Annotated in this window: 27 protein-coding genes; 21 read left to right on the top strand and 6 right to left on the bottom strand. The window is 45.2% G+C overall.

The window, feature by feature from the left end; translation table 11 throughout:
- Positions 1–29: 29 nt before the first annotated feature.
- Genes AAC147_RS18820 through cobA form a run of 3 tightly spaced genes read right to left on the bottom strand, consistent with a single transcriptional unit; the run spans position 30 to position 2,756 of the window.
- The gene (locus AAC147_RS18820; protein ID WP_047683779.1) at positions 30–890 is read right to left on the bottom strand and encodes a GHMP family kinase ATP-binding protein; all 861 of its coding nucleotides are present in this window, start codon (positions 888–890) and stop codon (positions 30–32) included.
- Positions 883–1,956 carry a threonine-phosphate decarboxylase CobD gene (cobD, locus tag AAC147_RS18815; RefSeq protein WP_047683776.1) on the bottom strand — a complete coding sequence of 358 codons (1,074 nt, stop codon included), beginning with the start codon at positions 1,954–1,956 and terminating at the stop codon, positions 883–885. Before cobD ends, AAC147_RS18820 begins: the two co-directional genes overlap by 8 nt.
- Positions 1,953–2,756 (bottom strand): uroporphyrinogen-III C-methyltransferase, encoded by an 804-nt coding sequence (gene cobA / locus AAC147_RS18810; protein WP_047683774.1) that lies wholly within the window; start codon positions 2,754–2,756, stop codon positions 1,953–1,955. The genes cobD and cobA overlap by 4 nt, the downstream gene beginning before the upstream one ends.
- Positions 2,757–3,607: 851 nt before the next feature.
- Between cobA and AAC147_RS18805 the strand changes: the two genes are divergently transcribed.
- From AAC147_RS18805 to AAC147_RS18705, 21 genes are all read left to right on the top strand, one after another.
- The gene (locus AAC147_RS18805) at positions 3,608–5,005 is read left to right on the top strand and encodes a cobyrinate a,c-diamide synthase (protein WP_047683771.1); all 1,398 of its coding nucleotides are present in this window, start codon (positions 3,608–3,610) and stop codon (positions 5,003–5,005) included.
- Positions 5,002–5,991, top strand: a complete 990-nt coding sequence (gene cbiB / locus AAC147_RS18800; protein WP_047683769.1) for an adenosylcobinamide-phosphate synthase CbiB — start codon at positions 5,002–5,004, stop codon at positions 5,989–5,991. Before AAC147_RS18805 ends, cbiB begins: the two co-directional genes overlap by 4 nt.
- Before the next feature lie 12 nt (positions 5,992–6,003).
- Positions 6,004–6,645, top strand: a complete 642-nt coding sequence (locus AAC147_RS18795) for a cobalt-precorrin-8 methylmutase (RefSeq protein ID WP_047683767.1) — start codon at positions 6,004–6,006, stop codon at positions 6,643–6,645.
- Positions 6,638–7,813, top strand: a complete 1,176-nt coding sequence (gene cbiD / locus AAC147_RS18790) for a cobalt-precorrin-5B (C(1))-methyltransferase CbiD (protein WP_047683764.1) — start codon at positions 6,638–6,640, stop codon at positions 7,811–7,813. The genes AAC147_RS18795 and cbiD overlap by 8 nt, the downstream gene beginning before the upstream one ends.
- A complete protein-coding gene (gene cbiE / locus AAC147_RS18785) occupies positions 7,813–8,484 on the top strand; it encodes a precorrin-6y C5,15-methyltransferase (decarboxylating) subunit CbiE (protein ID WP_047683761.1) in 672 nt (223 codons plus the stop codon). Before cbiD ends, cbiE begins: the two co-directional genes overlap by 1 nt.
- Positions 8,474–9,073: a decarboxylating cobalt-precorrin-6B (C(15))-methyltransferase gene (locus tag AAC147_RS18780; protein ID WP_052189647.1), complete on the top strand. Its 600-nt coding sequence runs from the start codon at positions 8,474–8,476 to the stop codon at positions 9,071–9,073. Before cbiE ends, AAC147_RS18780 begins: the two co-directional genes overlap by 11 nt.
- A complete protein-coding gene (locus tag AAC147_RS18775) occupies positions 9,070–9,858 on the top strand; it encodes a cobalt-precorrin-4 methyltransferase (RefSeq protein WP_047683759.1) in 789 nt (262 codons plus the stop codon). Before AAC147_RS18780 ends, AAC147_RS18775 begins: the two co-directional genes overlap by 4 nt.
- Before the next feature lie 16 nt (positions 9,859–9,874).
- A complete protein-coding gene (gene cbiG, locus AAC147_RS18770) occupies positions 9,875–10,957 on the top strand; it encodes a cobalt-precorrin 5A hydrolase (protein WP_047683787.1) in 1,083 nt (360 codons plus the stop codon).
- Positions 10,951–11,676: a precorrin-3B C(17)-methyltransferase gene (locus AAC147_RS18765; protein ID WP_047683756.1), complete on the top strand. Its 726-nt coding sequence runs from the start codon at positions 10,951–10,953 to the stop codon at positions 11,674–11,676. Before cbiG ends, AAC147_RS18765 begins: the two co-directional genes overlap by 7 nt.
- Positions 11,673–12,458 carry a cobalt-precorrin-6A reductase gene (locus AAC147_RS18760; protein WP_047683755.1) on the top strand — a complete coding sequence of 262 codons (786 nt, stop codon included), beginning with the start codon at positions 11,673–11,675 and terminating at the stop codon, positions 12,456–12,458. Before AAC147_RS18765 ends, AAC147_RS18760 begins: the two co-directional genes overlap by 4 nt.
- A 71-nt stretch (positions 12,459–12,529) precedes the next feature.
- Entirely contained in the window at positions 12,530–13,321 is a 792-nt protein-coding gene (gene cbiK, locus AAC147_RS18755) for a sirohydrochlorin cobaltochelatase (protein WP_047683753.1), read from the top strand.
- On the top strand, positions 13,318–14,106 hold the full coding sequence (locus AAC147_RS18750) for a cobalt-factor II C(20)-methyltransferase (protein WP_047683750.1): 789 nt from the start codon (positions 13,318–13,320) through the stop codon (positions 14,104–14,106). The genes cbiK and AAC147_RS18750 overlap by 4 nt, the downstream gene beginning before the upstream one ends.
- A 3-nt stretch (positions 14,107–14,109) precedes the next feature.
- Positions 14,110–14,841: an energy-coupling factor ABC transporter permease gene (locus AAC147_RS18745; RefSeq protein ID WP_047683748.1), complete on the top strand. Its 732-nt coding sequence runs from the start codon at positions 14,110–14,112 to the stop codon at positions 14,839–14,841.
- Positions 14,842–14,869: 28 nt separating this feature from the next.
- Positions 14,870–15,154, top strand: a complete 285-nt coding sequence (locus AAC147_RS18740) for an energy-coupling factor ABC transporter substrate-binding protein (protein WP_038268444.1) — start codon at positions 14,870–14,872, stop codon at positions 15,152–15,154.
- A complete protein-coding gene (locus AAC147_RS18735; RefSeq protein WP_047683745.1) occupies positions 15,138–15,815 on the top strand; it encodes an energy-coupling factor ABC transporter transmembrane protein in 678 nt (225 codons plus the stop codon). The genes AAC147_RS18740 and AAC147_RS18735 overlap by 17 nt, the downstream gene beginning before the upstream one ends.
- 89 nt (positions 15,816–15,904) lie before the next feature.
- A complete protein-coding gene (locus AAC147_RS18730; RefSeq protein ID WP_047683742.1) occupies positions 15,905–16,708 on the top strand; it encodes an ATP-binding cassette domain-containing protein in 804 nt (267 codons plus the stop codon).
- Positions 16,709–16,781: 73 nt separating this feature from the next.
- Positions 16,782–18,332, top strand: coding sequence for a cobyric acid synthase (locus AAC147_RS18725; protein ID WP_047683738.1), 1,551 nt, complete (start codon positions 16,782–16,784; stop codon positions 18,330–18,332).
- 76 nt (positions 18,333–18,408) lie between these two features.
- Entirely contained in the window at positions 18,409–19,062 is a 654-nt protein-coding gene (locus AAC147_RS18720; protein ID WP_047683734.1) for an adenosylcobalamin/alpha-ribazole phosphatase, read from the top strand.
- A 127-nt stretch (positions 19,063–19,189) separates the two neighbouring features.
- The gene (locus tag AAC147_RS18715; protein WP_047683729.1) at positions 19,190–20,104 is read left to right on the top strand and encodes an Rpn family recombination-promoting nuclease/putative transposase; all 915 of its coding nucleotides are present in this window, start codon (positions 19,190–19,192) and stop codon (positions 20,102–20,104) included.
- Between the two features lie 248 nt (positions 20,105–20,352).
- Positions 20,353–21,066, top strand: a complete 714-nt coding sequence (locus AAC147_RS18710; RefSeq protein ID WP_047683728.1) for a Slam-dependent surface lipoprotein — start codon at positions 20,353–20,355, stop codon at positions 21,064–21,066.
- Between the two features lie 135 nt (positions 21,067–21,201).
- Entirely contained in the window at positions 21,202–22,605 is a 1,404-nt protein-coding gene (locus tag AAC147_RS18705) for a porin family protein (RefSeq protein WP_047683726.1), read from the top strand.
- A gap of 21 nt (positions 22,606–22,626) precedes the next feature.
- Here AAC147_RS18705 and AAC147_RS18700 read toward each other — a convergent pair whose 3' ends face one another.
- From AAC147_RS18700 to AAC147_RS18690, 3 genes are all read right to left on the bottom strand, one after another.
- On the bottom strand, positions 22,627–23,094 hold the full coding sequence (locus AAC147_RS18700; protein ID WP_156115395.1) for a hypothetical protein: 468 nt from the start codon (positions 23,092–23,094) through the stop codon (positions 22,627–22,629).
- 7 nt (positions 23,095–23,101) lie between these two features.
- Positions 23,102–23,323: a hypothetical protein gene (locus AAC147_RS18695; protein WP_156115394.1), complete on the bottom strand. Its 222-nt coding sequence runs from the start codon at positions 23,321–23,323 to the stop codon at positions 23,102–23,104.
- Between the two features lie 79 nt (positions 23,324–23,402).
- A partial coding sequence (locus AAC147_RS18690; RefSeq protein WP_047683721.1) for a condensation domain-containing protein occupies positions 23,403–23,822 on the bottom strand: 420 nt, incomplete at its 5' end.

Raw genomic sequence — 23,822 nt, 5'->3', positions numbered from 1 at the left:
GCAGGAGAGGCATTAGCCTCTCCTGATTTTTAACGGACACCGCCCGCAATCAGTTTGACTTGATGAATTTTCGGATAGTATCCAGTGATCTTCTTTTGATGCAGCCACCAGCGCAGGTAATTTGCATCATGGTGATGTGAATTGAATAACAGGCCAACAACACTGCCGCTATGAGCAACATTCAGGCCATAGATCCCAGTTTGTTCAACCAAATCCCGCAGTTGATCAAAACCGGGTTTCGGCAGTATCGCTTGGCTGGCGATGGCGCTTAATGTGCAGGCCTCCCCAAGACGATCATTGTCATGCCATTGGTTCGCTGTACGAAATTGCAGCCATGCCTGGCGGAATAGCGGGGCGTTATTTCGTAATTGTGCGTCATGATCCTGTTGATGGTATGTTTCTGTCGAAATTGTTTGTGAACTTTCCAATAGCAAAATATCAATATCCGGTTGCCAATCGAAAGGAATTTGAGTCCGGGCAGTGAGATGATCAAACAACGTCAATTGTTCGAATATGGTACTGTCAGTGGGTTCCAGTCTGACACAGAGCTGTGCTAACTCTGTACTGGTCAGTGACTTGCCCAATAATCTGGCAGTGGCCTGGGCGGTCGCCGCAATATCGGCTGTGCTGCTGGCCATACCTTTGGCGATTGGAATCGTTGATTGATGTTCAATACGCAAGCCAGCCGTCAATTCAGGTGGTTCCTGCCAGTAATCCAGCAATAAATTTACCATCTGCCGCATACGTGGCCGTTCGTATGGTATCGGGCTTCCTTCACTGACAGAAACATAACTGAACCAATTGATTGGGCAAGAGATTAATTTTTCTCCACCAAACAGCCACCCTTGTATAAGTTCTCCACAGGAAGCGGGGCAAGCGGCTTCAGCCATAAATCAAAACCTGCTGCATGGCTGCGATCAGGCGCTGATTTTCTCCCTCATTGCGCACAGCTATACGATAGTAACGTTCATCTAATCCGGCATAATTTTTACAATGGCGAATTAACAATCGGTGTTTCAGCAAGGTATGCCATAAATCAACGTCAGGCTGATTGCAGCGGAAGAACAGAAAATTAGCCGATGGCGGCCAGACCGTCAGTTCAGGGAAGGTTGACAATTGACTGCATAAATAATGTTGCTGCGATTTCAGCCATTGATGTGTCGCAGAAATATAATCATGCTCATCAAACAAAATCTCACCAACCCGCGCAGCAAAGGCATTAATTGACCACGGTTCACGCCGGTTTTTCATCTCTGCAATCCCCGCTGTATTTCCGCTGACTAAATAGCCTAAACGTAAACCTGGGATGGCAAAAAATTTTGTCATTGAACGCAATACATAAAGATGTTGAGTGACTGCACATTGAGGTATCAATCCCCGCTTATCAGGCAGAAAATCAATAAAGGATTCATCGACAATCAGCGAGATCCCCTGACGCTCGCAATATTCCACCAGCGCTTGTATAAACGGGTTATCCGGCATTAATCCGGTGGGATTATTGGGCGTGGCGATAAAAACACAATCGGGTTTCGTTATCGCAAGCGTATCAAACAGGCGTAAGTCAGGTTGAAACCCGGCTTCTTCTGTTAACGGATAGTCAATAATTTCTGTTCCAATTTGCTGCAAGGCTCGTCGGTATTCAGCAAATCCCGGAATAAGCAGCAAAGCTCGTTTAGGATTGAGATAACGGACGACAGCATAGATCAGTTCTGTTGCGCCATTACCGGCTATTACCTTTGTGCAATCACATTGATGAGCCCTTGCAATTGCCTGATGCAAATGGCGATATTCCACATCCGGGTACTTCTCGATATCGGCAAGACTATTTTTGATCAATGCCTTAACCCGTTCAGGTGCGCCTAACGGATTGATATTAGCACTGAAATCAATCAGGTCATCGGCTGGCAGGCCATATTGTTGGGCAATGCCAATGATATTGCCGCCATGTTCATTCATGATATTGCTTCCTCAGCGCGATTCTCCAATGTAAGGAATAGCTCACCGAGTGTCAGATAAGTCGGTGAGAAGGAAAGTGTTTCCGCTAAATTGACGACATCACCAACCACAATCAGGGCAGGGGCATGTAGCCCTTTTTCTTCCACTTTTGCCGCCAACGTTTCCAGTGTGCCTGTCACACTCTTTTGTTTGGGATGGCTGGCGTACATGATCACTGCCGCAGGGGTTGTAGGGGATTTGCCATAGAGTATTAATTGCTGACAGATCTCCATCAAGCGGGTCATCCCCATTAAAATAATCAATGTTCCTTCCAATTGGGCAAGTATCTCCCAGTTCTGTTGTTCATTGCCTTGAGAGGTATGACCTGTTACAACATGGAAACTTGATGCGTAATTGCGGTGGGTAACAGGGATGCCAGCGTAGGCTAATCCACCAATTGAAGAACTGATCCCCGGCACAATTTCAAATTTAATATCCTGTTGTGCCAATACTTCCGCTTCTTCTCCTCCGCGGCCGAAGACATAAGGATCGCCACCTTTCAGACGGACAACCCGCTTTCCTGCCTGTGCATGTTTTACCAGAATTTGATTAATGTCTTCCTGTGGGATGGGGTGGTAATCATGTTCTTTTCCAACATTGATAATTTCACAGTGATCTGATCTCAGGGCAATAAGTTCAGGATTGACGAGACGGTCATAAACAATGACATCCGCAGATTGAATACAGTGTAATCCTTTGACCGTGATTAAACCTGCATCACCTGGGCCTGCACCCACTAACCACACATAACCTTTATTCATTGGATTACCTCTATGAATTTAAAATCTAAATAATCAAAGAAACAAAAATATATTTCTCATCAAAACAGGGAGGTCGCTCTTTATATTTTTAAAAAGACTCCTTTACTCTGGCCTATGTTTTTTATTCATTATTTTATTAATGATATTTTCTTGTTCTTAAAAAGCTTGTTATATCTGTTTTAATTTTTTCATCATTATTACCTCAATAGGAGATAGGTAAATTTGATTTATATCAATATTCTTATTTTTGAGTATGAATAATTTTCAAGTCGAAATTTGTTATCTATTGAAAATATTTACCCATATAAAAGTCATTTTATCATATTAATGAATTATATTTTTTCTTGTTAAAATAAATGTGATTAAATTCAATATATTATGTATTTTTATCTGTTTTTTTGTTTATTGAGTTATATTATTTTTTATTTTATCTAAACTAAAAAAAGTTTTTAAAAATAAGTAACCATGAACAAGATCACAAAAATAATAAAGGGTGTTTTTATAAAGATGAAAAATGTGTATTTTGAAAATAAATGTATTTTCCTGTTGTGTTCTTGCATGAAACTTGTTTTTTAATCATGGCTTATTTGTTCAGGCGGGAATGAATAGTTGATTTTCAGACTATTTTTTCAGACTATTCATGCAATATTAATTGTTCTGTCTAAAGTGAATTAAAACCCTTTTGTTTGATACATATCAATGATTGAGAATATTAATTGAGGATCCTAATACTCATGCGATTTTAAAACTAATACCATCTTAAAAGCGATACCGTCTTAAAAACGATGCCGACTTAAAAATAAGTCCGATTTTAACACCAATACAGGATTTGAATGTTTTGGGGTAAGCACATGCAACAAAAATATGCTTTTGTCATCGCCGGTACAGGCAGCGGATGTGGTAAGACAACTGTTACGTTGGGCATCATGCGTGCTTTGATGAACCGTTCACTGCGGGTACAGCCGTTCAAAATCGGGCCTGATTATCTGGATGGTGGTTGGCATCGCGCTGTGACAGGGATTGTTTCGCGTAATCTTGATGCTTTTATGCTGCCCGAACCTATCCTGAATGGTTTGTTTAGCCAGGCTATGGCCGATAAAGATGTTGCGGTTATTGAAGGGGTCATGGGGTTATACGATGGCTATGGTACAGACCCCAATTATTGCAGTAGTGCGGCGATGGCAAAACAACTTAACAGTCCGGTGATTTTATTGGTGGATGGTAAAGCGGTTTCTACCTCAATTGCCGCTACCGTGATGGGTTTTCAGCAATTCGACCCGACGGTCAATATTGTGGGAGTGCTGATCAACCGCGTCAATCGGGATAGCCATTTCCAGTTATTAAAACAGGCAATTGAAGGGTATTGCGGTATCCCTGTTTTGGGGCGGCTTCCTGTTATGCCAGAGATTACCCTTCCTTCCCGCCATCTTGGGCTGATCCCTGCACAAAAACAGGGCAAACAGTGTGATGACAAAAATCAGTACGAAGCGTGCTGGTCTCGTCTTGCTCAGCAGATTGAAAACTCGGTGGATTTGGATAAGTTGCTGGCACTAACCCGGCTATCTTCCTTACCAAAAGGAAGTATCGATTCTCTGGTTGATCCCTTAATCGGGCAGGGTTTGACACTGGCTCTGGCAGAAGATGAAGCATTCAATTTCTATTATCCCGATAATTTGTTGTTATTGGAAAAAGCAGGCGTGACTATCAAACGTTTCAGCCCTCTGCATGATCATCAGTTACCTGAATGCCAGATGATCTATCTGGGTGGGGGATACCCTGAAATTTATGCCCGAACCTTATCTTCCAATGACGCCATACATACCGCATTACGTCAGGCGCATCAAAAAGGCATTCCCATTTATGCGGAATGCGGTGGTTTGATGTATCTCGGTGATGCCCTGATTGATGCTGACGGTGTACGGCATAACATGGTGGGCTTGATTGCCGGTGAAAGCCGGATGGGCGATCACCTGAAACGCTTTGGTTACTGCGAAGCCTCTGCACTGCGTGATACGCCTTTAGTTGCGAAGGGAGAGACGCTGCGAGGGCATGAATTCCATTACTCGGATTTTATCACGTCTCAACCGCCTGTTTTTCAATGTGTTAAAGGGGCATCAAAAGAAACACAAAAAAGCTGGCAGGGCGGCTACCAGAACGGCAATACGCTGGCGGGCTATCTGCATATCCATTTTGCCCAACGCCCTGGTTTGCTCCATCGCTGGCTGATGATGGCACGGAGGCTGTTATGACAGTCTTATTGTGGTTTGCCGCTTTTCTTCTGGATATGAAATTGGGTGATCCTCCTCATTGGCCGCATCCCGTGCGTTGGATAGGGCAACTTATCAATCAGACTGAGCAACTTATCCGCCGGTTTTGTCGGTCAGAAACTGGCCTGAAATGGGGTGGCGTACTGTTATGGTTGTTAGTCGTGGGGAGTGTCTGGTTAGCGAGCTATTGGGGTTTGCAGTTGGCCTATGGCGTGACATTTTGGCTAGGGTGGTTAGCTGAAATTTGGCTGATTTATACCGTGTTGGCAGCACGTAGCCTGAGTGATGCCGCAAATGATGTTTATCAAGCTTTATGTCAGGAAAAACAGTGTCAGGAAAAACAGTATCAGGGGGATTTGAATGCCAGCCGTGAACAACTTGCAAAAATTGTCGGCCGGGACACTTCTCAATTGCAAACGCCACAAATCAGCCGTGCCACGATTGAAACTGTAGCAGAAAACAGTGTGGATGGTGTAATTGCACCCTTGTTCTTCTTAATGCTTGGCGGTGCTCCACTTGCTATGGCTTATAAAGCTATCAATACCCTTGATTCAATGGTGGGTTATAAAACACCGCGTTATCGGGCACTGGGAATGTTTTCAGCGCGTATGGATGATGTGGCGAACTGGCTGCCTGCACGTTTGGGCTGGTTACTGCTGGCGATGGCGGCGAAATGGCAGGGTTTAGATTTTCGGCAGGCACTGCATATCGGTTGGCGTGATCGTTATCAACACAGTAGCCCCAATAGTGGCTGGCCGGAAGCAACGGTGGCAGGGGCATTAGGCATCCGTCTTGGCGGGCCGAATGTTTACTTTAATCAGCTTGTCGAAAAGCCGTGGATTGGTGATGCAAGGCGCGAGGTCACTCCTGACGATATTCCACAGTCTGTTCAGATGATGAAGGTGGCATCAGTAATGGCACTCCTGTTGTTTGCGCTGCTGCATAGTTTGGCCAGTGTGACGGTATAAGGAGAGAGCAACATGAACAATTACATCCGACAACCCCAACAGATTGAACGAAATAGCTTTGACATCATCAGCCGGCTTATTGTCGAGTCGCGTCCTGATTATCACTTTGTCGATGCAGATCAAGAAGCTGTGATCAAACGAGTGATCCATACCACCGCTGATTTTGACTGGCTTGATATTCTCTATTTTTCTCCTGATGTTTTGCGCCTTATTCGCGACGGTATATTACGTGGCTGTACGTTATATACCGATACGACAATGGTGCTGTCTGGCATCAATAAAGCCCGGCTGGCACAGTACGGTAGTGAATGCCGTTGTTATGTCAGTGATCCCCGCACCATTCAAATGGCAAAAGCACAGCAAATTACCCGTTCAATGGCGGCAGTCGATCTGGCCCTGCAAGAACCGGGGGAGAAGATTTTTGTCTTTGGCAATGCCCCGACTGCGCTGTTTCGTTTGATGGAACATCCAGTGACCCCAATTGCTGTTGTTGGTGTGCCCGTTGGGTTTGTTGGCGCAGAGGAATCAAAAAATGCCCTTATCAATAGCGGATTAAATTGCCTTGCTGCAAAAGGCCGCAAGGGAGGCAGCAATATCGCCGCCGCTATTATCAACGCCATTCTGTACCGGATGCCGGAGGTAAGGCATGAATGAAGTCAGCGATAAATCGAACGATGATAAACCCGTCGATAACCTCGGAACGATTTGGCACAGAGGGAAACAGTATCGCAAGGGTTACACCACAGGCTCTTGTGCTACAGCCGCCGCACGCGTGGCGGCGTTAATGATTTTGCGTCAGCAGATTATTCATCAGATTTCGATTGTCACGCCTTCTGGTGTCACATTGGCTTTGAATGTCGAGCAGCCTTTGATTGAAGGACAGCAGGCGGTTGCCGCTATCCGCAAAGATGGTGGCGATGATGTGGATGCAACCCACGGTATGTTGATTTTTGCCCGTGTTTCCCTGAATGACAGTGGCGTGATCACGCTGGAGGGTGGTGAAGGTATTGGCAGGGTTACGCGGGTAGGCGTGGGTTTGCCTATTGGTTGGGCGGCTATCAATAAAACCCCACGCCATACCATTGAAGAAGGTGTACGGGAGGCGATCGGGCCGAACCGTGGGGCGGATATCGTCATCTTTGCCCCTGAAGGTGAAGAACGGGCAAAGCAAACCTATAACGACAGATTAGGTATTAAGGGCGGAATTTCGATTATCGGTACGACTGGCATAGTGATGCCGATGTCGGAAGAGAGTTGGAAACGTTCTCTGGCGCTGGAATTAGAGACTAAACGAGCCAGCGGGCTGGATCGCATTATTTTTGTGCCGGGAAATCACGGTGAGCGTTTTGTCAGCCAGCAGTTGGGTATTGATGCTAATTATGTCGTCACAATGAGCAATTTTGTCGGTTATATGTTGCAAGAAGCGGTACGTTTGGAGTTTCGCCATGTCATGCTGGTAGGGCATGTCGGCAAATTGATAAAAATCGCCGCCGGTATTTTCCATACCCACAGCCATATTGCAGATGGACGCATGGAAACGCTGATCGCTAATCTGGCCTTGATGGGAGCCCCTTTCGAACTGGTTCAGGCAGTAGACCAATGTGATACCACCGAAGCAGCGATTGAGTTGATTGCAGAGCAAGGTTGGCAGGCCGTGCATCAACAAATTGCCCGGAAAATCTGTGGTCGTATCGATCAAATGTTGCGTTTCGCCAAAGGCAGGCCACAGTGCGATGCCATTCTGTTCTCCTTTGATAATCAAGTGTTGGGCTGCAATCGGCCTGTAGACGAAATAGTGAAGGATTTTATGGAGGGTTGCTGATGATTACTGTTGTGGGTATTGGCCCAGGTGCCACTGCAAACCAAACGTTAGCTGCGTTAGAGGCTATCAGGCAGGCAGAAGTCTTGGTCGGAGGAAAACGCCATCTTGATGAATTTCCCTATTTTAATGGGGAAACCCGTCGTGTGAATGCTGATGTAGATGGATTAATGCAGTGGCTTGAACAGAATCAGCATCGGCAAATTGTTGTGCTGGCTTCGGGCGATCCGCTCTTTTATGGCATTGGCAAGCGAATTACCGAACATTTTTCTGGGTTACATATTTCTGGACTACATACTGGCGAGCAAAATGCGGGCAGACAAAATATCCGCATAATCTCTGGTATCAGCTCGATCCAATATTTGTGCGCCCAAATTTTGTTAGATATGAACGACATTTACCTCACCAGTAGCCACGGACGCAAACCGAATTTTGACTGGCTGCTTCAACACGAAAAAATCGCCATGGTAACGGATGACATTATTGGTCCCTACCAGATTGCGCAAGAAATTCTGGCGCGAGGACAGCAACGTCGCATGGTGATTGGTAAAAATTTATCCCATGAACATGAGCAAATTATTTGTCTGGCCGCAGGAGAAGTCGTGCAACGCGGCGAGATTAATTATGGACTGAATGTCGTGGTGATTTTAAATGGTGATCCTGATGAAAGATGAACTGTTTTTGCGCGGTCATCGCATCCCAATGACCAAAGAAGTCGTTAGAGTGCTGGCGTTAGAACGACTGGAGCTGGAAAAAGCCGGCCGTTTTATTGATGTTGGTGCGGGTACTGGCAGCGTCAGTATTGAAGCGGCATTGCGCTATCCCGCATTGGATATCCTCGCCATTGAACGCAAAGAAGAGGCCCTGTCACTCCTTGCTGAAAATATTCAGCATTTTGGCTGCCATAGGATCTGCATCCAGTCTGGAGTTGCCCCTGTGCCATTGGACAACATTGCGGATGCTATTTTCATTGGCGGAACGGGAGGACATCTGACTGAAATCATTGATTGGGCGTTACTGCACCTGAATTCCGGAGGACGTTTGGTAATGACTTTTATCCTGCTGGAAAACTTCACGCAAGCATTGTCGCATCTGAAATCTTGTCGGGTGACAGCGCTGGATGGGCGTGAAATTCAGGTGGGAGAACTGACGGCATTAGGGCAAGGACATTATTTCAAACCTAATAATCCCACTTATATGTTGTCCTGTCAGAAAGACTTTGCGCAAGCGCAAGAGGGATTGGCAAAAGGAGCAGGACAATGACTGAACATATGAATAGCGCCAGTTTTGATTCCGGTAAAGTCTGGTTTGTTGGTGCAGGGCCGGGAGATAAGAGTCTGATTACACTGAAAGGTTATCAATTATTACGTCAGGCTCAAGTGGTGATTTATGCCGGTTCGCTGATTAATCGGGAATTACTGGAGTATTGCCGTGCAGATGCCGAATGCCATGACAGCGCGAAACTGACGTTATCGGAAATCACGGCGTTAATGGTGAATGGCGTGAAAGCGGGAAAATTGGTGGTTCGCCTGCAAACGGGAGATTTGTCACTGTTTGGTTCCATCCGTGAACAGGCGGAAGAACTGGCAAATCATACTATTGGTTTTGTCTCTGTGCCCGGCGTGAGCTCATTTCTTGGCGCTGCTGCGCAATTGGGAGTGGAATACACCGTGCCCGAAGTCGCACAAAGTTTGATTATCACTCGGATGGAGGGCAGAACCCCGATGCCGCCACGGGAAACGCTGGAATCCTTCGCCGCTCATCAGACTTCAATGGCGATCTTCCTGTCGGTACAGAACATTACAAAGGTTGTTGCGCGCTTGATTCAGGGCGGATATGCGCAGGAAACCCCGGTTGCCGTGGTTTACAAAGCAACCTGGCCAGACTGTCAGATTGTGCGGGGGACATTGGAGACGATAGATGAACAGGTACGTAGCGCCGGCATTCGTAAAACGGCCTTGATTCTGGTAGGGGCTTTTCTTGGAGAAGAGTATCACTATTCGAAACTGTACGATGCGAGGTTCAGCCATGAATACCGTAGCGCCTGACACAATGCCTGACCTAATGACAAGGCCACTTAACTCTATGTCACCTGACAAAGAATATGCCTTGTTTTGCCTGACAGAAGGTGGCATCGCGTTAGCTCGTCGTCTGCAATCCCATTTAGCAATGGATTGTTTCACTTCCCCTGAACTGGTGAATGCAGATAGCAGATTTATCGCGTTTGAAGGCGGTTTTGCCAGTACAGTACGTAAAGTTTTCACTCAATATGACGCGTTGATCATGATTGGCGCGACGGGGATCGCCATTCGGGTTATCGCTCCCTTACTCAAGGATAAAATGACCGATCCGGCAGTTGTCGTGCTGGATGAGAAAGGCCAGTTTGCCATCAGCTTATTATCGGGACATATGGGAGGTGCGAATAAACTGGCACAACAGATTGCAGATATCCTTGACGGGCAGGCGGTGATTACCACTGCAACAGATGTCAATCAGGTCGCAGCACTGGATCTGTTATCGCAACAAATTGATGGAAAAATGGAGAATTTCCGTGCCAATGTCAAAGCCGTTAATCAAATGCTGGTCAATGGCAAGCGGGTAGGAATTTGGTGGCATCCCAATTTGCACGATGAAAAAAAACGCTATGACACACGCGGGTTCATTCCGGTTGACGCTCTGGAGGATCGGCCTGAGCTGGACGCTCTGGTCTACGTCAGTTATGAACGGACAAATCTGGCGCTGGCAATCCCCACTTTTAAATTAATTCCTCGTCGTATCGTTGCAGGAATCGGTTGCCGACGAGGAGTTGAAGCTGAACGGCTCACCGCATTATTGGAACGCCATCTGCTGGAACATAACCTTGAACCTTTGGCATTAAAAGCCGTCGGCAGTATCGAACTGAAAAAAAACGAACCTGCGCTCATCCAATTGGCCCAAGAGCGTCAGATTCCATTCCAAACCTTTTCTGTTAATCAGCTTGCCGAGTGTGAACAAACATTCCCGGTTTCTGAGTTTGTCCGCAAAACGGTAGGCATAGGCTGTGTCTCCCAACCTGTGGCCTGGTCAATGAGCCAGGGTCATCTGGTTGGCCATACCCTGCGTGAGCAGGGCGTCACCATCACATTAGGAGTATTGCATCTATGTTAACTGTCATTGGAATTGGTCCCGGCAGCGAAGCCATGATGACGCAGGAAGCAATTGCTGCATTGAAAGCGGCTGATATCGTGGTCGGTTACAAAACCTACACCCATTTGGTGAAGCCACTGGTAGGCGATAAAGAAATTATCAAAACTGGCATGTGTAAAGAGATTGAACGCTGTCAGACCGCCATTGAGCTGGCCGAACAGGGTAAAAACGTGGCGGTGGTTTGTAGCGGTGATGCGGGTATTTATGGCATGGCTGGTTTGATTCTGGAGTTGGTCAGCCAGCAAAAGCGCAATGTCGAAGTCAGGCTGGTAGCAGGAGTGACGGCAAGTACCGCTTGTGCTGCTTTGCTTGGTGCGCCGCTGATGCATGACTTTTGTCATATCAGCCTGAGCGATCTGCTGACACCGTGGGAATTGATCGAGAAACGGGTACGGGCGGCGGCAGAGGCTGATTTTGTGGTCTGTTTTTATAATCCGCGCAGCCGTGGACGGGAAGAACATCTGGCACGGGCATTTTCTTTGATGGCTCCGTGGAAATCGGCAGAAACCCCCGTGGGTGTGGTGAAAGCGGCGGGACGTAAACATGAAGATAAATGGCTGACAACTTTTGGTTCAATGGATTTTTCCCGTGTTGATATGCGCAGCCTGGTGATAGTGGGCAATCAGTCAACTTATATACGTGATGGGCTAATGATCACGCCGAGAGGGTACAAGTTATGAAACGGCCACTGATCCAAATTTTTGGCGGCACAAGTGATGCCCGCCAGATTTGCGTGATGATGGATACTGTCGGCATAGATTATTGCCTGTCGGTGGCGACACCCGCCGGGGCACAGCAGGCGACGGGGATTCGTGGTGAAATTGTTACCGGCAGGATGGAAGCTGAGTCGATGGTTGAGTATCTGCAACAGCGCGGGATAAAAAGGGTCATTGATGCATCTCATCCTTACGCCGAACGGTTAAGTCAAAACATTGTTAGCGCCTGCCAAAAGTTGGGACTCCCTCTTATTCGTTATATCCGTCCCAGTGATATTGATGCGGTTGCACATCCTCTCATCTACAAAGTGGCAACTATTGAGCAAGCCTGCAAAGTCGCGGTCAATCTGGGAACGCGTATTTTGCTGACAACGGGCAGTAAACAATTGGCTGATTATGTGACTCACCTGAAAGGAAAAACGGTATTGGCCCGTGTCTTGCCGACAGCAGACGTTTTGGCAATGTGTGAATCTTGTGGTTTATCGGTCGATCAGATCTTTGCCCTGAAAGGCCCATTCAGTGCCGATTTTAACCGCTCATTTTACCAATTTTGTCAGGCAGAAGTCGTGATAACCAAAGAATCTGGTGATCAGGGTGGTTTCATGGAGAAGGTGGAACCATGTCTTTCTCTCGGTCTGCCCTGCATTGTGCTCTGTCGTCCAAAGCAGCAATTTGAAGGTGAGGGGATCACGCAAGCCAATGGATTGGAAGAAATGGGGCAATTATTGGCGAATTTTCCCATGTAAGTAGCGCTATGTATCAATAGAGCTATGTATTAATAGACCTATGTGTCAATAAACCAATAAGGAAAAGCGAGATGAAAAAGGCATTATTGGTGATAAGTTTCGGAACCAGTTATCCCGAAACGTTGAAAAACAACATTGAAGCCTGTGAGCAACAGTTGGCATCAGTGTTTCCAGACAGGGATCTATTTCGGGCATTTACCTCTGGCATGATCATTCGAAAATTACGCCAGCGCGATAGCATTTATATTGATACTCCCCATGATGCACTGACCAGATTGCATCACGCAGGTTATAACGATGTTGCTGTTCAATGCCTGCATATCATTAATGGTGATGAGTATGAAAAAGTGCTGCGTGAAGTTGAAAAATTTCGCCCTCGTTTTAAGCGATTAGTCTTGGGCACGCCGTTACTCAGCCATTTTGATGACTACCTGCAATTGATGCAGGCATTGCGTCATCAGCTTCCTTTACTGGCAGAGAATGAATGTGTCGTCTTTATGGGGCACGGTACAGAACACCATGCTTTTTCTGCCTACGCCTGTCTTGATCACCTGATGAACCATTACCATTTTCCGGCACGGGTTGGCGCGGTTGAAAGCTATCCCGAACTTCCTTTGGTTATAAAAGGATTAAAAGAGCAAAGAATCCGTAAGGTTTATTTGATGCCATTGATGTTGGTGGCAGGCGATCATGCCATCAATGATATGGCTTCAGATGAAGAGGACTCCTGGAAATCACAGTTGGAGAAATCAGGAATAATCGCTGTTCCCCGGTTACAGGGATTGGGAGAAAACCCGATGATTCGGCAGATGTTTGTCGATCACCTTGCTGACGCACTAAGTGATCAGGAGAAAGCCTTATGAACGAACAAGTAAAAGATAAACAAGCAACAGCAGGAAAACTGTATGTTATGGGCGTTGGTCCCGGTGCCAGTGATCTGGTCACTGTACGGGCAGTACGTATTCTTTCTGAACTGGATGTGATTTATACCCCAACGGGAAAGAAAGGAGCCAAAAGTCTGGCTCACTCCATTATTGAAGAATACCTTTCGCCGAAAACCGAAGTTTTCACTTATCACTTTTTAATGAAAGCGGACATGGCAGCAAAAAAAGCGGTGTGGGATGAAGTCGCACAGGCTTTAAAAGAGGAAGTGGCGAATGGCAGAAAAGTCGGTTTTATCACGTTGGGTGATCCGATGCTGTTTAGTACATGGGTATTTCTGTTGCAGCGGCTGGTATCGGAACAAATGAACTCTCCTGCATGGACAGCACCACCGTGGCTGGAAATAGTACCGGGTATCAGCTCATTTTCTGCTATTGCCGCAGCCAGCATGATGCCTCTGGCAATGGAAGATCAAACATTAGCGGTTATTTCCTGTACCGCTTCTGAAACAGTTCTGGAGCAAGCATTGCTCAATCACGATTGCCTTGTCCTGATGAAAGTCTATTCACGTTTTCCCCTGATCCGTGATTTGTTACAACGTCACAACCTCTTGGAACATGCACTGATGATGGCTGATGCCACTTTGCCGACTGAACAATGTTGGCACGATCTCACCACATTGTCTCTCAGTGAAAAAGAATGCAGGCAAGAATTATCTTATTTTTCAACAATTTTGATTAATAAAAACTGGCAATTATCGAGGTGAGTTATGCAACAGAAACTGACGAGATTTTCGTTAATTGGCGTAATTATCGCACTGTTTTTGGTGATGGCACCGCAAGAAGTTTTCGCGATGCATGTCATGGAGGGTTTTTTACCTCCAATGTGGGCTGTGGCATGGTGGCTGGCTTTTCTGCCTTTTCTGGCGGCAGGGTTGGTAAGGTTACGTCACATTGTCCAAGAGGAGAGTAACCAGAAAGTTTTGCTGGCACTGTGTGGTGCCTTTATTTTTGTCCTTTCTGCCTTAAAAATTCCTTCTGTTACCGGAAGTTGTTCACATCCAACTGGTGTGGCATTAGCAGTGATTTTGTTCGGCCCTTCCGTTGTGGCAGTACTTGGCGCAATTGTGCTGCTGTTTCAGGCTTTATTACTGGCGCACGGTGGTATCACCACATTAGGCGCTAACGGGATGTCGATGGCGGTGATTGGTCCATTGGTAGGATATTTGATATGGCGTTTCTCCTGCAAAATGGGAGTGCGCAAAGATGTTGGCGTCTTTTTCTGTGCCTTTGTTGCCGATATTGTCACTTATGCCGTCACTTCCATTCAGTTAGGCGTCGCTTTCCCTGATCCACAACTGGGCATGGGAACGGCAATCCTTAAATTCATGGGCATTTTCTGTATGACTCAACTTCCTATCGCAGTGGCTGAAGGGTTACTGACCGTACTGATTTATGACCAACTCGTAAAAAGACAATTAATTCAGGCTCGTAGTTTCTAGATACCGTCAATGAGCAGGAGTGTGGAAAATGAAAAAAACATTGATATTACTGGCCCTTGTTGCTGCATTGTGCATTATCCCATTTTTTATTGAACATGGAGGAGAGTTCGGCGGGGCAGATGGTCAGGCAGAAGCCCAAATCATGGAAATAGCACCAGATTATACACCGTGGTTTAAATCCTTATACAAACCTGCCAGTGGCGAAATTGAAAGCCTGCTGTTTACCTTGCAGGGAAGTTTGGGTACAGCCGTGATTTTCTACATTTTTGGCTATTATCACCGTAAACGGAAAGAACATGATCGGAATAGATAAACTCAGCTACCAGAGTCGTTGGTGTGATAAAGATCCCAGGGCGAAATTCGCCCTGTATCTCCTGTTTATGACTTTGGCGATGGTACTTTCTCCGCGATGGCAAGCTCTATTGTTGATTGGTCTTGCCTTATTGACTTGCTATCTGCTGCGGATCAGTTTGCTGCGTTACCTGAAATGGCTGTTAATCCCCATCGGATTTCTGGTATTTGGCTTAGTTGCCATAGTGTTATCCGCAGGCACTCAGCCGGAAAGTTTGCTATGGGGATTCCGAGTCGGTCAATACTGGCTCGGTATTGATCCGCAAGGCATTCAGATAGCTAACCAAACTCTCTGGCGTAGCCTTGCTGCGTTATCTGCAACATTTTGGTTCATGATGAACATGCCCTTTGAACAGATGATCAAGTTACTTAAATTTTGCCGCGTTCCTCATCTGCTGATTGAACAAATCCTTCTGACGTGGCGTTTTATTTTTATCTTTTTAGAGGAAGCGGTAGCGATTCATCATGCGCAATCACTGCGGTTCGGTTATCGCTCTTTACGGACAAGTTACCGATCACTGGCAATGTTGATCAGCATGTTGTTTGCGCGGGTGATGAGTCGTTATCAGCAAATGAGTGTGGCATTGGAACTCAAGTTATATCAGGGTGATTTTCATTTATGAATGATGTACATGAATTGAAGGTATAAGAGGTTATAGGAACATAGGATGAAAGTTGGAAAACATGGATAGAAAAAACAGGAGGGGACAATATGTTAGAAACTCGGACACTGTATTTCAGTTATCAGGATGAACCCATATTGAAAGGTTTGACACTTGATTTTAATTGCCACCAAGTCACGGGAATTATCGGGGCGAATGGTTGTGGTAAGTCAACCTTACTAATGAATCTTTCCGGCATCTTGCGTCCACAAAAAGGGGCGGTCTGGTGGAATAATGCCCCTTTGGATTACAGCAAAAAAGGGTTGATGGACTTGCGCCAGCGGGTTGTCACCGTGTTTCAGGACCCTGACCAACAAATCTTTTATACCGATATCGAAAGCGATCTTGCTTTTAGTTTACGTAACCTGGGTATTAATGAAACTGAGATACAGCGCAGAATTGAAGATGCGCTGACACGAGTAGATGCGCATACTTTTCGCAATAAACCGATTCAATATTTGAGTTTTGGTCAGAAAAAACGCGTGGCCATTGCAGGGGCGCTGGTCATGGAGTTTGATTACTTGTTGCTGGATGAACCAACGGCGGGACTTGATCCCGCTGGTCGTCAGCAAATGTTAGATATTATCAATACGATTGCTGCTGAGGGAAAACGGATCATTATTTCCAGTCACGACATAGACTTAATCTACCAGATTTGTGATGGTTTATATGTGCTGGCAAATGGGGAGATGATCAGTTCCGGCAAGCCTGAGACAGTATTACTACAAAAAACACAGCTTGAACAAGCGGGTTTGGCACAACCGTGGCTGGTAAAAGTACACACTGAAGGCGGATTACCTCTGTGCAAAACAGAGCAAGAACTTTTCTCTATTACTGCAAATACTGCGAAGTAATACTGTCAAAGACCCATTACTCACGGAACAAACCACCGTAGAAGAGTCACCTTAGAATAAGGGAGAAAACAGAATGACATTATCGCTGATGGTTCAGGGAACAGCATCTGATGTAGGCAAAAGTGTGCTGGTAGCAGGATTTTGCCGGATATTTTCACAGGATGGTTATCGTTGTGCTCCCTTTAAATCCCAGAATATGGCGCTTAATTCCGGGATTACCGCAGATGGAAAAGAGATGGGACGAGCGCAGATATTTCAGGCGGAAGCAGCCGGGATTGCACCGGATGTGCGTATGAATCCTGTATTGCTGAAACCCACCAGCGATCGCAAGGCTCAGGTGATTTTTATGGGGAAAGTCATGTGCAGCATGAACGCGGTGGAATATCACGAGCATAAACCCCAATTGCTTCAGCAGATTTTGATGGCGTATAACGGGTTAGCAGCAGAAACGGATATCATCGTGTTAGAAGGCGCGGGTAGTCCGGCAGAGATCAATCTGCGTGATCGCGATATCGTCAATATGGGCATGGCCGAATTAGTGGATACCCCTGTCATTTTGGTGGCAGATATTGATCGCGGCGGTGTATTCGCATCCATCTACGGCACATTAGCTTTGCTTAAACCCGAAGAAAAAGCCCGCATTAAGGGTGTCATCATCAATAAATTTCGTGGTGATATCTCTTTGTTGCAATCAGGAATTGAGCAGATTGAAGCCTTAACACAAGTACCAATATTGGGGGTATTGCCGTGGCTGGAGCTTGATCTGGAAGATGAAGACAGCGTTGCTTTGCAGGTGGGTAAATATGACCAACAGAAGCGAAAGACAGCAGATTGTCTGGATATTGTTGTCATTCAATACCCTCATATTGCTAATTTCACCGATTTCAATGCTCTGGCGGCTCAACCGGATGTGTATTTACACTATGTCTCCGAGCCTTCTGAACTTCAGGACGCCGATCTCATTATTCTGCCCGGTAGCAAGAATACGTTAGGAGATTTGGCATGGTTGAAAACTCAGGGCTTTGAGCAGGCAATGATCACAGCGCGGCAGAAAAATGTGCCGATTATCGGGATCTGCGGTGGTTATCAAATGTTGGGTAAGCAGATTGTGGATGGAGTGGAATCCGGCTTAATTCAAATGGCAGGTTTAGGTTTATTGGATACTGAAACAGAATTTAGTAGCGAAAAACAGACCGCGCAGGTCAGGGGAGTCGTGTTACCTGTGTTATCAGGTATGCTGAAATTATGCAGCGAACAACCTATTGTGGGTTATGAGATCCATATGGGAACTACCCGGCTTGGTAAGCAGGCAATGCCTTTCGCCAAAATGCATTTACATAATGGTGAAGAAAAAACATGGTTTGACGGAGCTATTGCACAAGATGGTTTGGTAATGGGAAGTTACCTGCATGGTTTATTTGATCAAAACACGTTTACCCGACCGTTATTAAATCAATTGCGTATCAGAAAAGGTTACGCTCCACTGGAAAATATGGCTTTTAATTACCGCCAATACAAAGAAAAACAATTTAATATATTGGCTGCCAGTATGCGCGAGCATCTGGATATTGCGCGGATTTACCAGTTAATGCATGGACACAAATCCAGTGAAGTCATGCCATGATATTTGAAAGCAATAGACGTTGAAGGAAGTAAACGTTGACAGCACTAGACAAAATCAATAAGGAGAGAATAATCAGATGCGATTGTTTCTTGTTCGACATGGTCAGACACGAGCCAATATTGATAATGTCTTTTGTGGTAAAACTGATTTACCTTTGACTGAAATTGGGATACAGCAGGGACAGCAAGTCGCTGATGCACTGAAAAACATCACTTTTCACGCTATCCACTGTAGTGAAATGCAGAGGGCACAACAAACCGCCCAAATTATTACGCAATCAAATAGATCTGAATTAACCATACAAAGTGAGCACCGTCTTAATGAGTTAGACTTTGGGGCCTGGGAACTGCGCCATCACACTGATATTGCCAATGAAGAGCCACAGGCTTGGTTACATTGGTTGGCAGATTGGCAAAATGGTTGTCCAACCGAGGGAGAGCCATTCCGGCATTTTTCAGCGCGGGTAGAGGAATATACTGAAGATCTGCATTCTGCTATTTCTTGTTCTGATACTGCCCGGAAAAATCAACTCATAGTTGCCCATCAAGGGGTTTTAGGTTTGATGATAACCAAGTTACTCAAACTACCCGTCACTGCTATGTGGTCTTTTCCCTTCCAGCAAGGGGCTTACAGTGTCGTCAATAACTATGCAGGATTTGCCACTTTGCAAGCATTTAATGCCCGGACAGAATGTTGGCTGGATAAACATAACGCGACAAACATTGACTGAACTTGAGTGTTGTATAGAGACAAAACTGATTGATTGGTCGGATACAGGTATAATAGGTTAGTTATGGATTGCCTATTTTCCCGCGAGAGTATCGCCTTGAACAACCGACAAAACAGAGAGACGGATTGTGGCAAAGAAAGCAAAAAAGCCTCACCATGATGCGTTATTCAAACATTTTTTAACGCAGCCTGATACGGCCAAGGAATTTTTATCCCTGTATCTGCCCGAAGAGCTTCGCTCATTGTGCGATTTAACCACCCTGAAACTAGAGTCCGGCAGCTTTGTGGACCGTCAGTTACGTCAATTACACAGCGATGTGCTGTATTCAGTTGAGACAACACAGGGAGAAGGGTACATTTACTGTTTGATTGAACATCAGTCCACGCCTGACCCGTTGATGGCCTGGCGGTTAATGTATTATGCGATGTCAGCCATGGCGACCCATCTGAAAAAAGGCCATACAACACTGCCGTTGGTCATCCCTTTGCTGTTTTATCACGGTGAAATTCGACCATATCCTTACTCAAATCGATGGCTGGACTGCTTTGCGCTCCCGGAACAGGCGGCCCGTTTATACCATCAGTCATTTCCATTGGTGGATGTCAGTGTGCTCAGTGATGAAGAGATCCTGTCGCACAAAAGCATTGCATTGCTGGAACTGGTGCAAAAGCATATCCGCTGCCGGGATATGCTGGAATGGGTCCCCCATTTGGTGGCCCTGCTAAATGCGGGGTATAATAGCGACGAACAGCGTAATATTGTGTTAAGCTATATTTTACTGAATGGACATACGCTGAATCTTTCACAATTTGTCCATCAACTGATTGAACAATCCCCGGAGCATAAAACAATGTTGATGACCATTGCAGAAGAGCTTGAACAAAAAGGGCGCGAGCAGGGCAGGACAGAAGGCAGAGCGGAAGGCCGGGAGGAAGGCAAACTGGAAACAGCCCGCGCATTATTACGGCATGGTGTCAGCCTGGACATTATTGTCACCAGTACCGGACTGAGCCGGGATAAAATTGAAGCGTTAAAACATTAAATTAATCTCTTCTTTCACAACAAAATGCCGACCTTGAAGATCGGCATTTTTGTTCTTATGACAGCGATATCTGCTCTTTGGATAGGCATCACGTCACCAAGGGATATTACGCCCAACAATTATTAACCAATTTTTAACAAATCATCACTTATTATTCACATCGATATTTTCTGAGTGTAATTTATTCAAAGTGGGAGACCAGAGAAACCATTTATAAATGAATAACAGTATACTTAGTGAGGTTATTAATGAAAAAGGTCAATATATTAATCACCATATTAGGTGCCTTGGGATTGATAACACAGGCTCAAGCAAAAGTTGGATATGGTATAAGCCAAACAGAAACTACACCACATCTTATACTCGGAGAGAAAAATAATGATCCCGCCATTGGTATCTCTCTCCCCATCGTGAAAGATAAACTTTTCACCGCATCTGAACTAAAAAGCATGGCCAAACGTGACAATAATGGCATCTATGATTTCAAACTGAAGGGTTTTCTCAATATCGAGAATCAATATATTGATGTTGCTCAAGTTCCCAATGCGGAAGTTTACTTCGGTGAATGGGCACAAAAAACGCCAGATAAATCAGATAAGACTCACACTGTTTTTTATACAGGTAAAGATGTTACAACCAATATGCCAAAAGGCGGTACGGCAACCTATATGGTGAAAGGCCTGAGCCAATATAATGGTCATAACCTTCTCTCCGGTCGGCTAGTCGCTGATTTTGATACTCAAAAACTGAATGGCTCACTCAGCAATAATTCACTCAATATAGGTATTGATGCCAATATCAATCAAGATGCCGGATTTTCAGGCAAAGCCACAGCCAATGGAAATATTAATGGTGTCACCGATGGAAAATTCTACGGTGATTCTGCCTCTGCTTTAGCGGGGTATGCCAAATTTGATAGCGACAGAAGTAAAGACACTGCTTTTGGCGGTAACAAACAGTAGCTGCTAATTTCACAAAGATAACAGTGCCATTTTGACACTGTTATCTTCTTCTTTTCTTCATCTTCTGCCTTATTTATTACGGCCTTGTATCACTATTTCTGCTCAGAAGATGGATTTTGCAAGCGGGTTCCCCCTATGACTGGCAAGAGAAACGTGCCTGTATTACTTATGTCACTACTGACATCATGTCTTTTTTCAACAGGCTACGCCAATGATATATCAAATGCGATTTCGCCAATTGTTTTTTGTAAATCGATAAAGATTCATGGGCAAAAATTTAAGGTTGAAAATAATCTTAAAGATATCGGTCAAGCCCTGTACCTTGCCATTAATTATCAGCAATGGTCAGATGTAAGATGCTTTTTGTCGGCTTACCAAAAATTGCCGGGACATGATGTTATATTGGTCAATTTTGCCCAAGGTGGTCTGGCACGTCGTGAGGGAAATTTAACTCTCGCTGCTTCCCTCTATCAAAAAATCCTGCGTCAAAAACCGGATTTCACCCGCATCAAATTGGAATTGGCCCGTGTCTATTTTGAGGATCACAAAAATCGGGAAGCTAAACAGTTAATGGTTGAATTAAGTAAACAGCATCAACTACCTAAAATTGTTTTGAAAAATATCGACGGTTATATAAAAGCAATAACTCAAAGAAACCGCTGGCACAGTTCATTTTCACTCAGTTACGTCTATGACGATAATGTAAATATGTCTCCAAATACGAAACCAGACTGCCTGCTTGCCTTAAAAGGAGAATGTAAAATTGAACGGGATATACCAAAAGCGATCAAAGAATGGGGAAGTGCTTATCATGTTACATTAAACCGGCGTTACCAGCTTGTTGGTCACCACGGCATTTTTGGTCGTGGAATGATTGATGGTGAGGTCTATCCTCATTACCATAGCGGAAACGAAAACACGTTTTTGCTGGTCAGTGGCTACAACTTTAAAAGCAGGAATCATAACTTATCTTTTGCTCCCTTATTTGAATATAAACAACAAGCCGGGATTACCGAATACCATGCTGTCGCTGCGAAAATAGAATGGCAATGGGCTATCTCTGATCAAACCTTCCTCAGCGCTGAATTTGAACATAAGTGGCTCAATTATCAGCCGCTTTATCATTGGAAAAACGGCGAACTTTCCTCATCTTATTTCAATCTCTCTCATGCTATCAGCAACGGTTTTATTCTGTTTGGCGGCACTGGCTGGAGCCATCGAAACAATCAACAACCCGCAGCTCGCTATCAACAATGGGGAGTTACTGCGGGGATAGCCGGGACACTTTATTCCGGTATTGATGGCTCGCTGTTTGCCACATTGAAAACGCAACATTTTGGCGCCTACAGCGCATTACTGGGTGCCAAACGTCAAGATAATGAACAGATCTATACCGCTTCCATTAGATTTACTGCCAGCAAAATCTTGGGGATGACACCTTCTGTCACTTTCCGCCACTTGCACAATCGTAGCAATGTAAGCTGGCAATACAGTTACGATAAAAACGAAGTACAAATACAGCTAGAAAAATATTTTTAGTCGAAACGATGGACTTAGCCTTTAAGTTCCCTGGCACACTGGCCGGAGCCATTGAAATGATGCAAAACGGATGTTATGGCGTTCGCGATAGATCTCATTATCTCTTGTGTGATTAGAGATCAACGCGGTATCGCCGAATTCGGTCACTCGTTGTATCAGGCGATCTTCGGTACGCGTTGCCGTAATAGTATTTGCAACCGAATTTGCATTACAAAACAAGCGATAAACAACCCGGAGCACATTCCCCACCATACGCCAGTGGGGCCCAGTAAATACTGAGATAGCCACCATGCGATGGGTAATCCAATTCCCCAATAACTTATTCCAGAAATAATCACAGAGGCTTGTGCATCTTGAAATAGTCAATGATGACCATAATAGGATTAGGATATTTCCAATCCAGGATAAATTACCCACTTTATGCCAGTTTCCAGCACCTGAGGCTTGCCCCACACGCATAGAAACCGCATACATTAAGCCCAATGGCACAGTGAAGCTAATTGCATGAGACTTTGGTGAGCGCTAACGTGATAGCATCTAAGGCTCCCATTAGCCAGGCACAGCCATTAAACAAACTATTTTCCAGACCAAGAGTTCCCGCTGTTGGTATATCGATTTTAAGTAGCTCAAGCATGGAGGCTAAGTCTCTGCGGGTTAATTGGCTAAAGATAGGATAGCGTTTGTAATTGGGATGCAGAAATGCTTTGCATTTGTGCATGGTGCCGCTGTCAGTAACCAGACACCGTACTTGCGCATCATTCAGGATGAGATTGATTCTCTCTGCTGGATAATCATTATCAATAGGAACGTACTTCTACGACTCTTTCAAACGGAATATCCTGATGTTCATAAGCATCCAGCGTATTGTTTTTAACGATTTCTAAAAAGTCGTTGAACGGCATCTCAGGAGTACATTGGCTGCGGATAGCGACAGTGTTAACAAACAAGCCAATGGTCTTTTCAATGCCTTGATAATGTCGGTTAGCGATAGGAACGCCGACAACAAGATCTTCTTGAGTCGTCAGACGGAACAACAGAGCCTTATAGGCGGTAAGCAGCATCATGAATAGAGTCGTACCGCTCTGTTCGCCTAATTTGCGTAGTTGCACATACGTTTCGTAAGGTATCCGGGAGTTGTGTATTTTTCCGTGATAGCCTAGTTGTGCTGGACGCGCATAGTCTGTTGGCAAAGCTAAATGTTCAGCAAATGCCCTAAA

Origin of the sequence: Xenorhabdus sp. NBAII XenSa04, assembly GCF_963866145.1 — a bacterium.
Taxonomy (GTDB): Bacteria; Pseudomonadota; Gammaproteobacteria; order Enterobacterales; family Enterobacteriaceae; genus Xenorhabdus; species Xenorhabdus indica.
The sequence above is the reverse complement of the archived record's forward strand: the minus strand, read 5'-3'. Positions and strand labels throughout refer to the sequence as shown.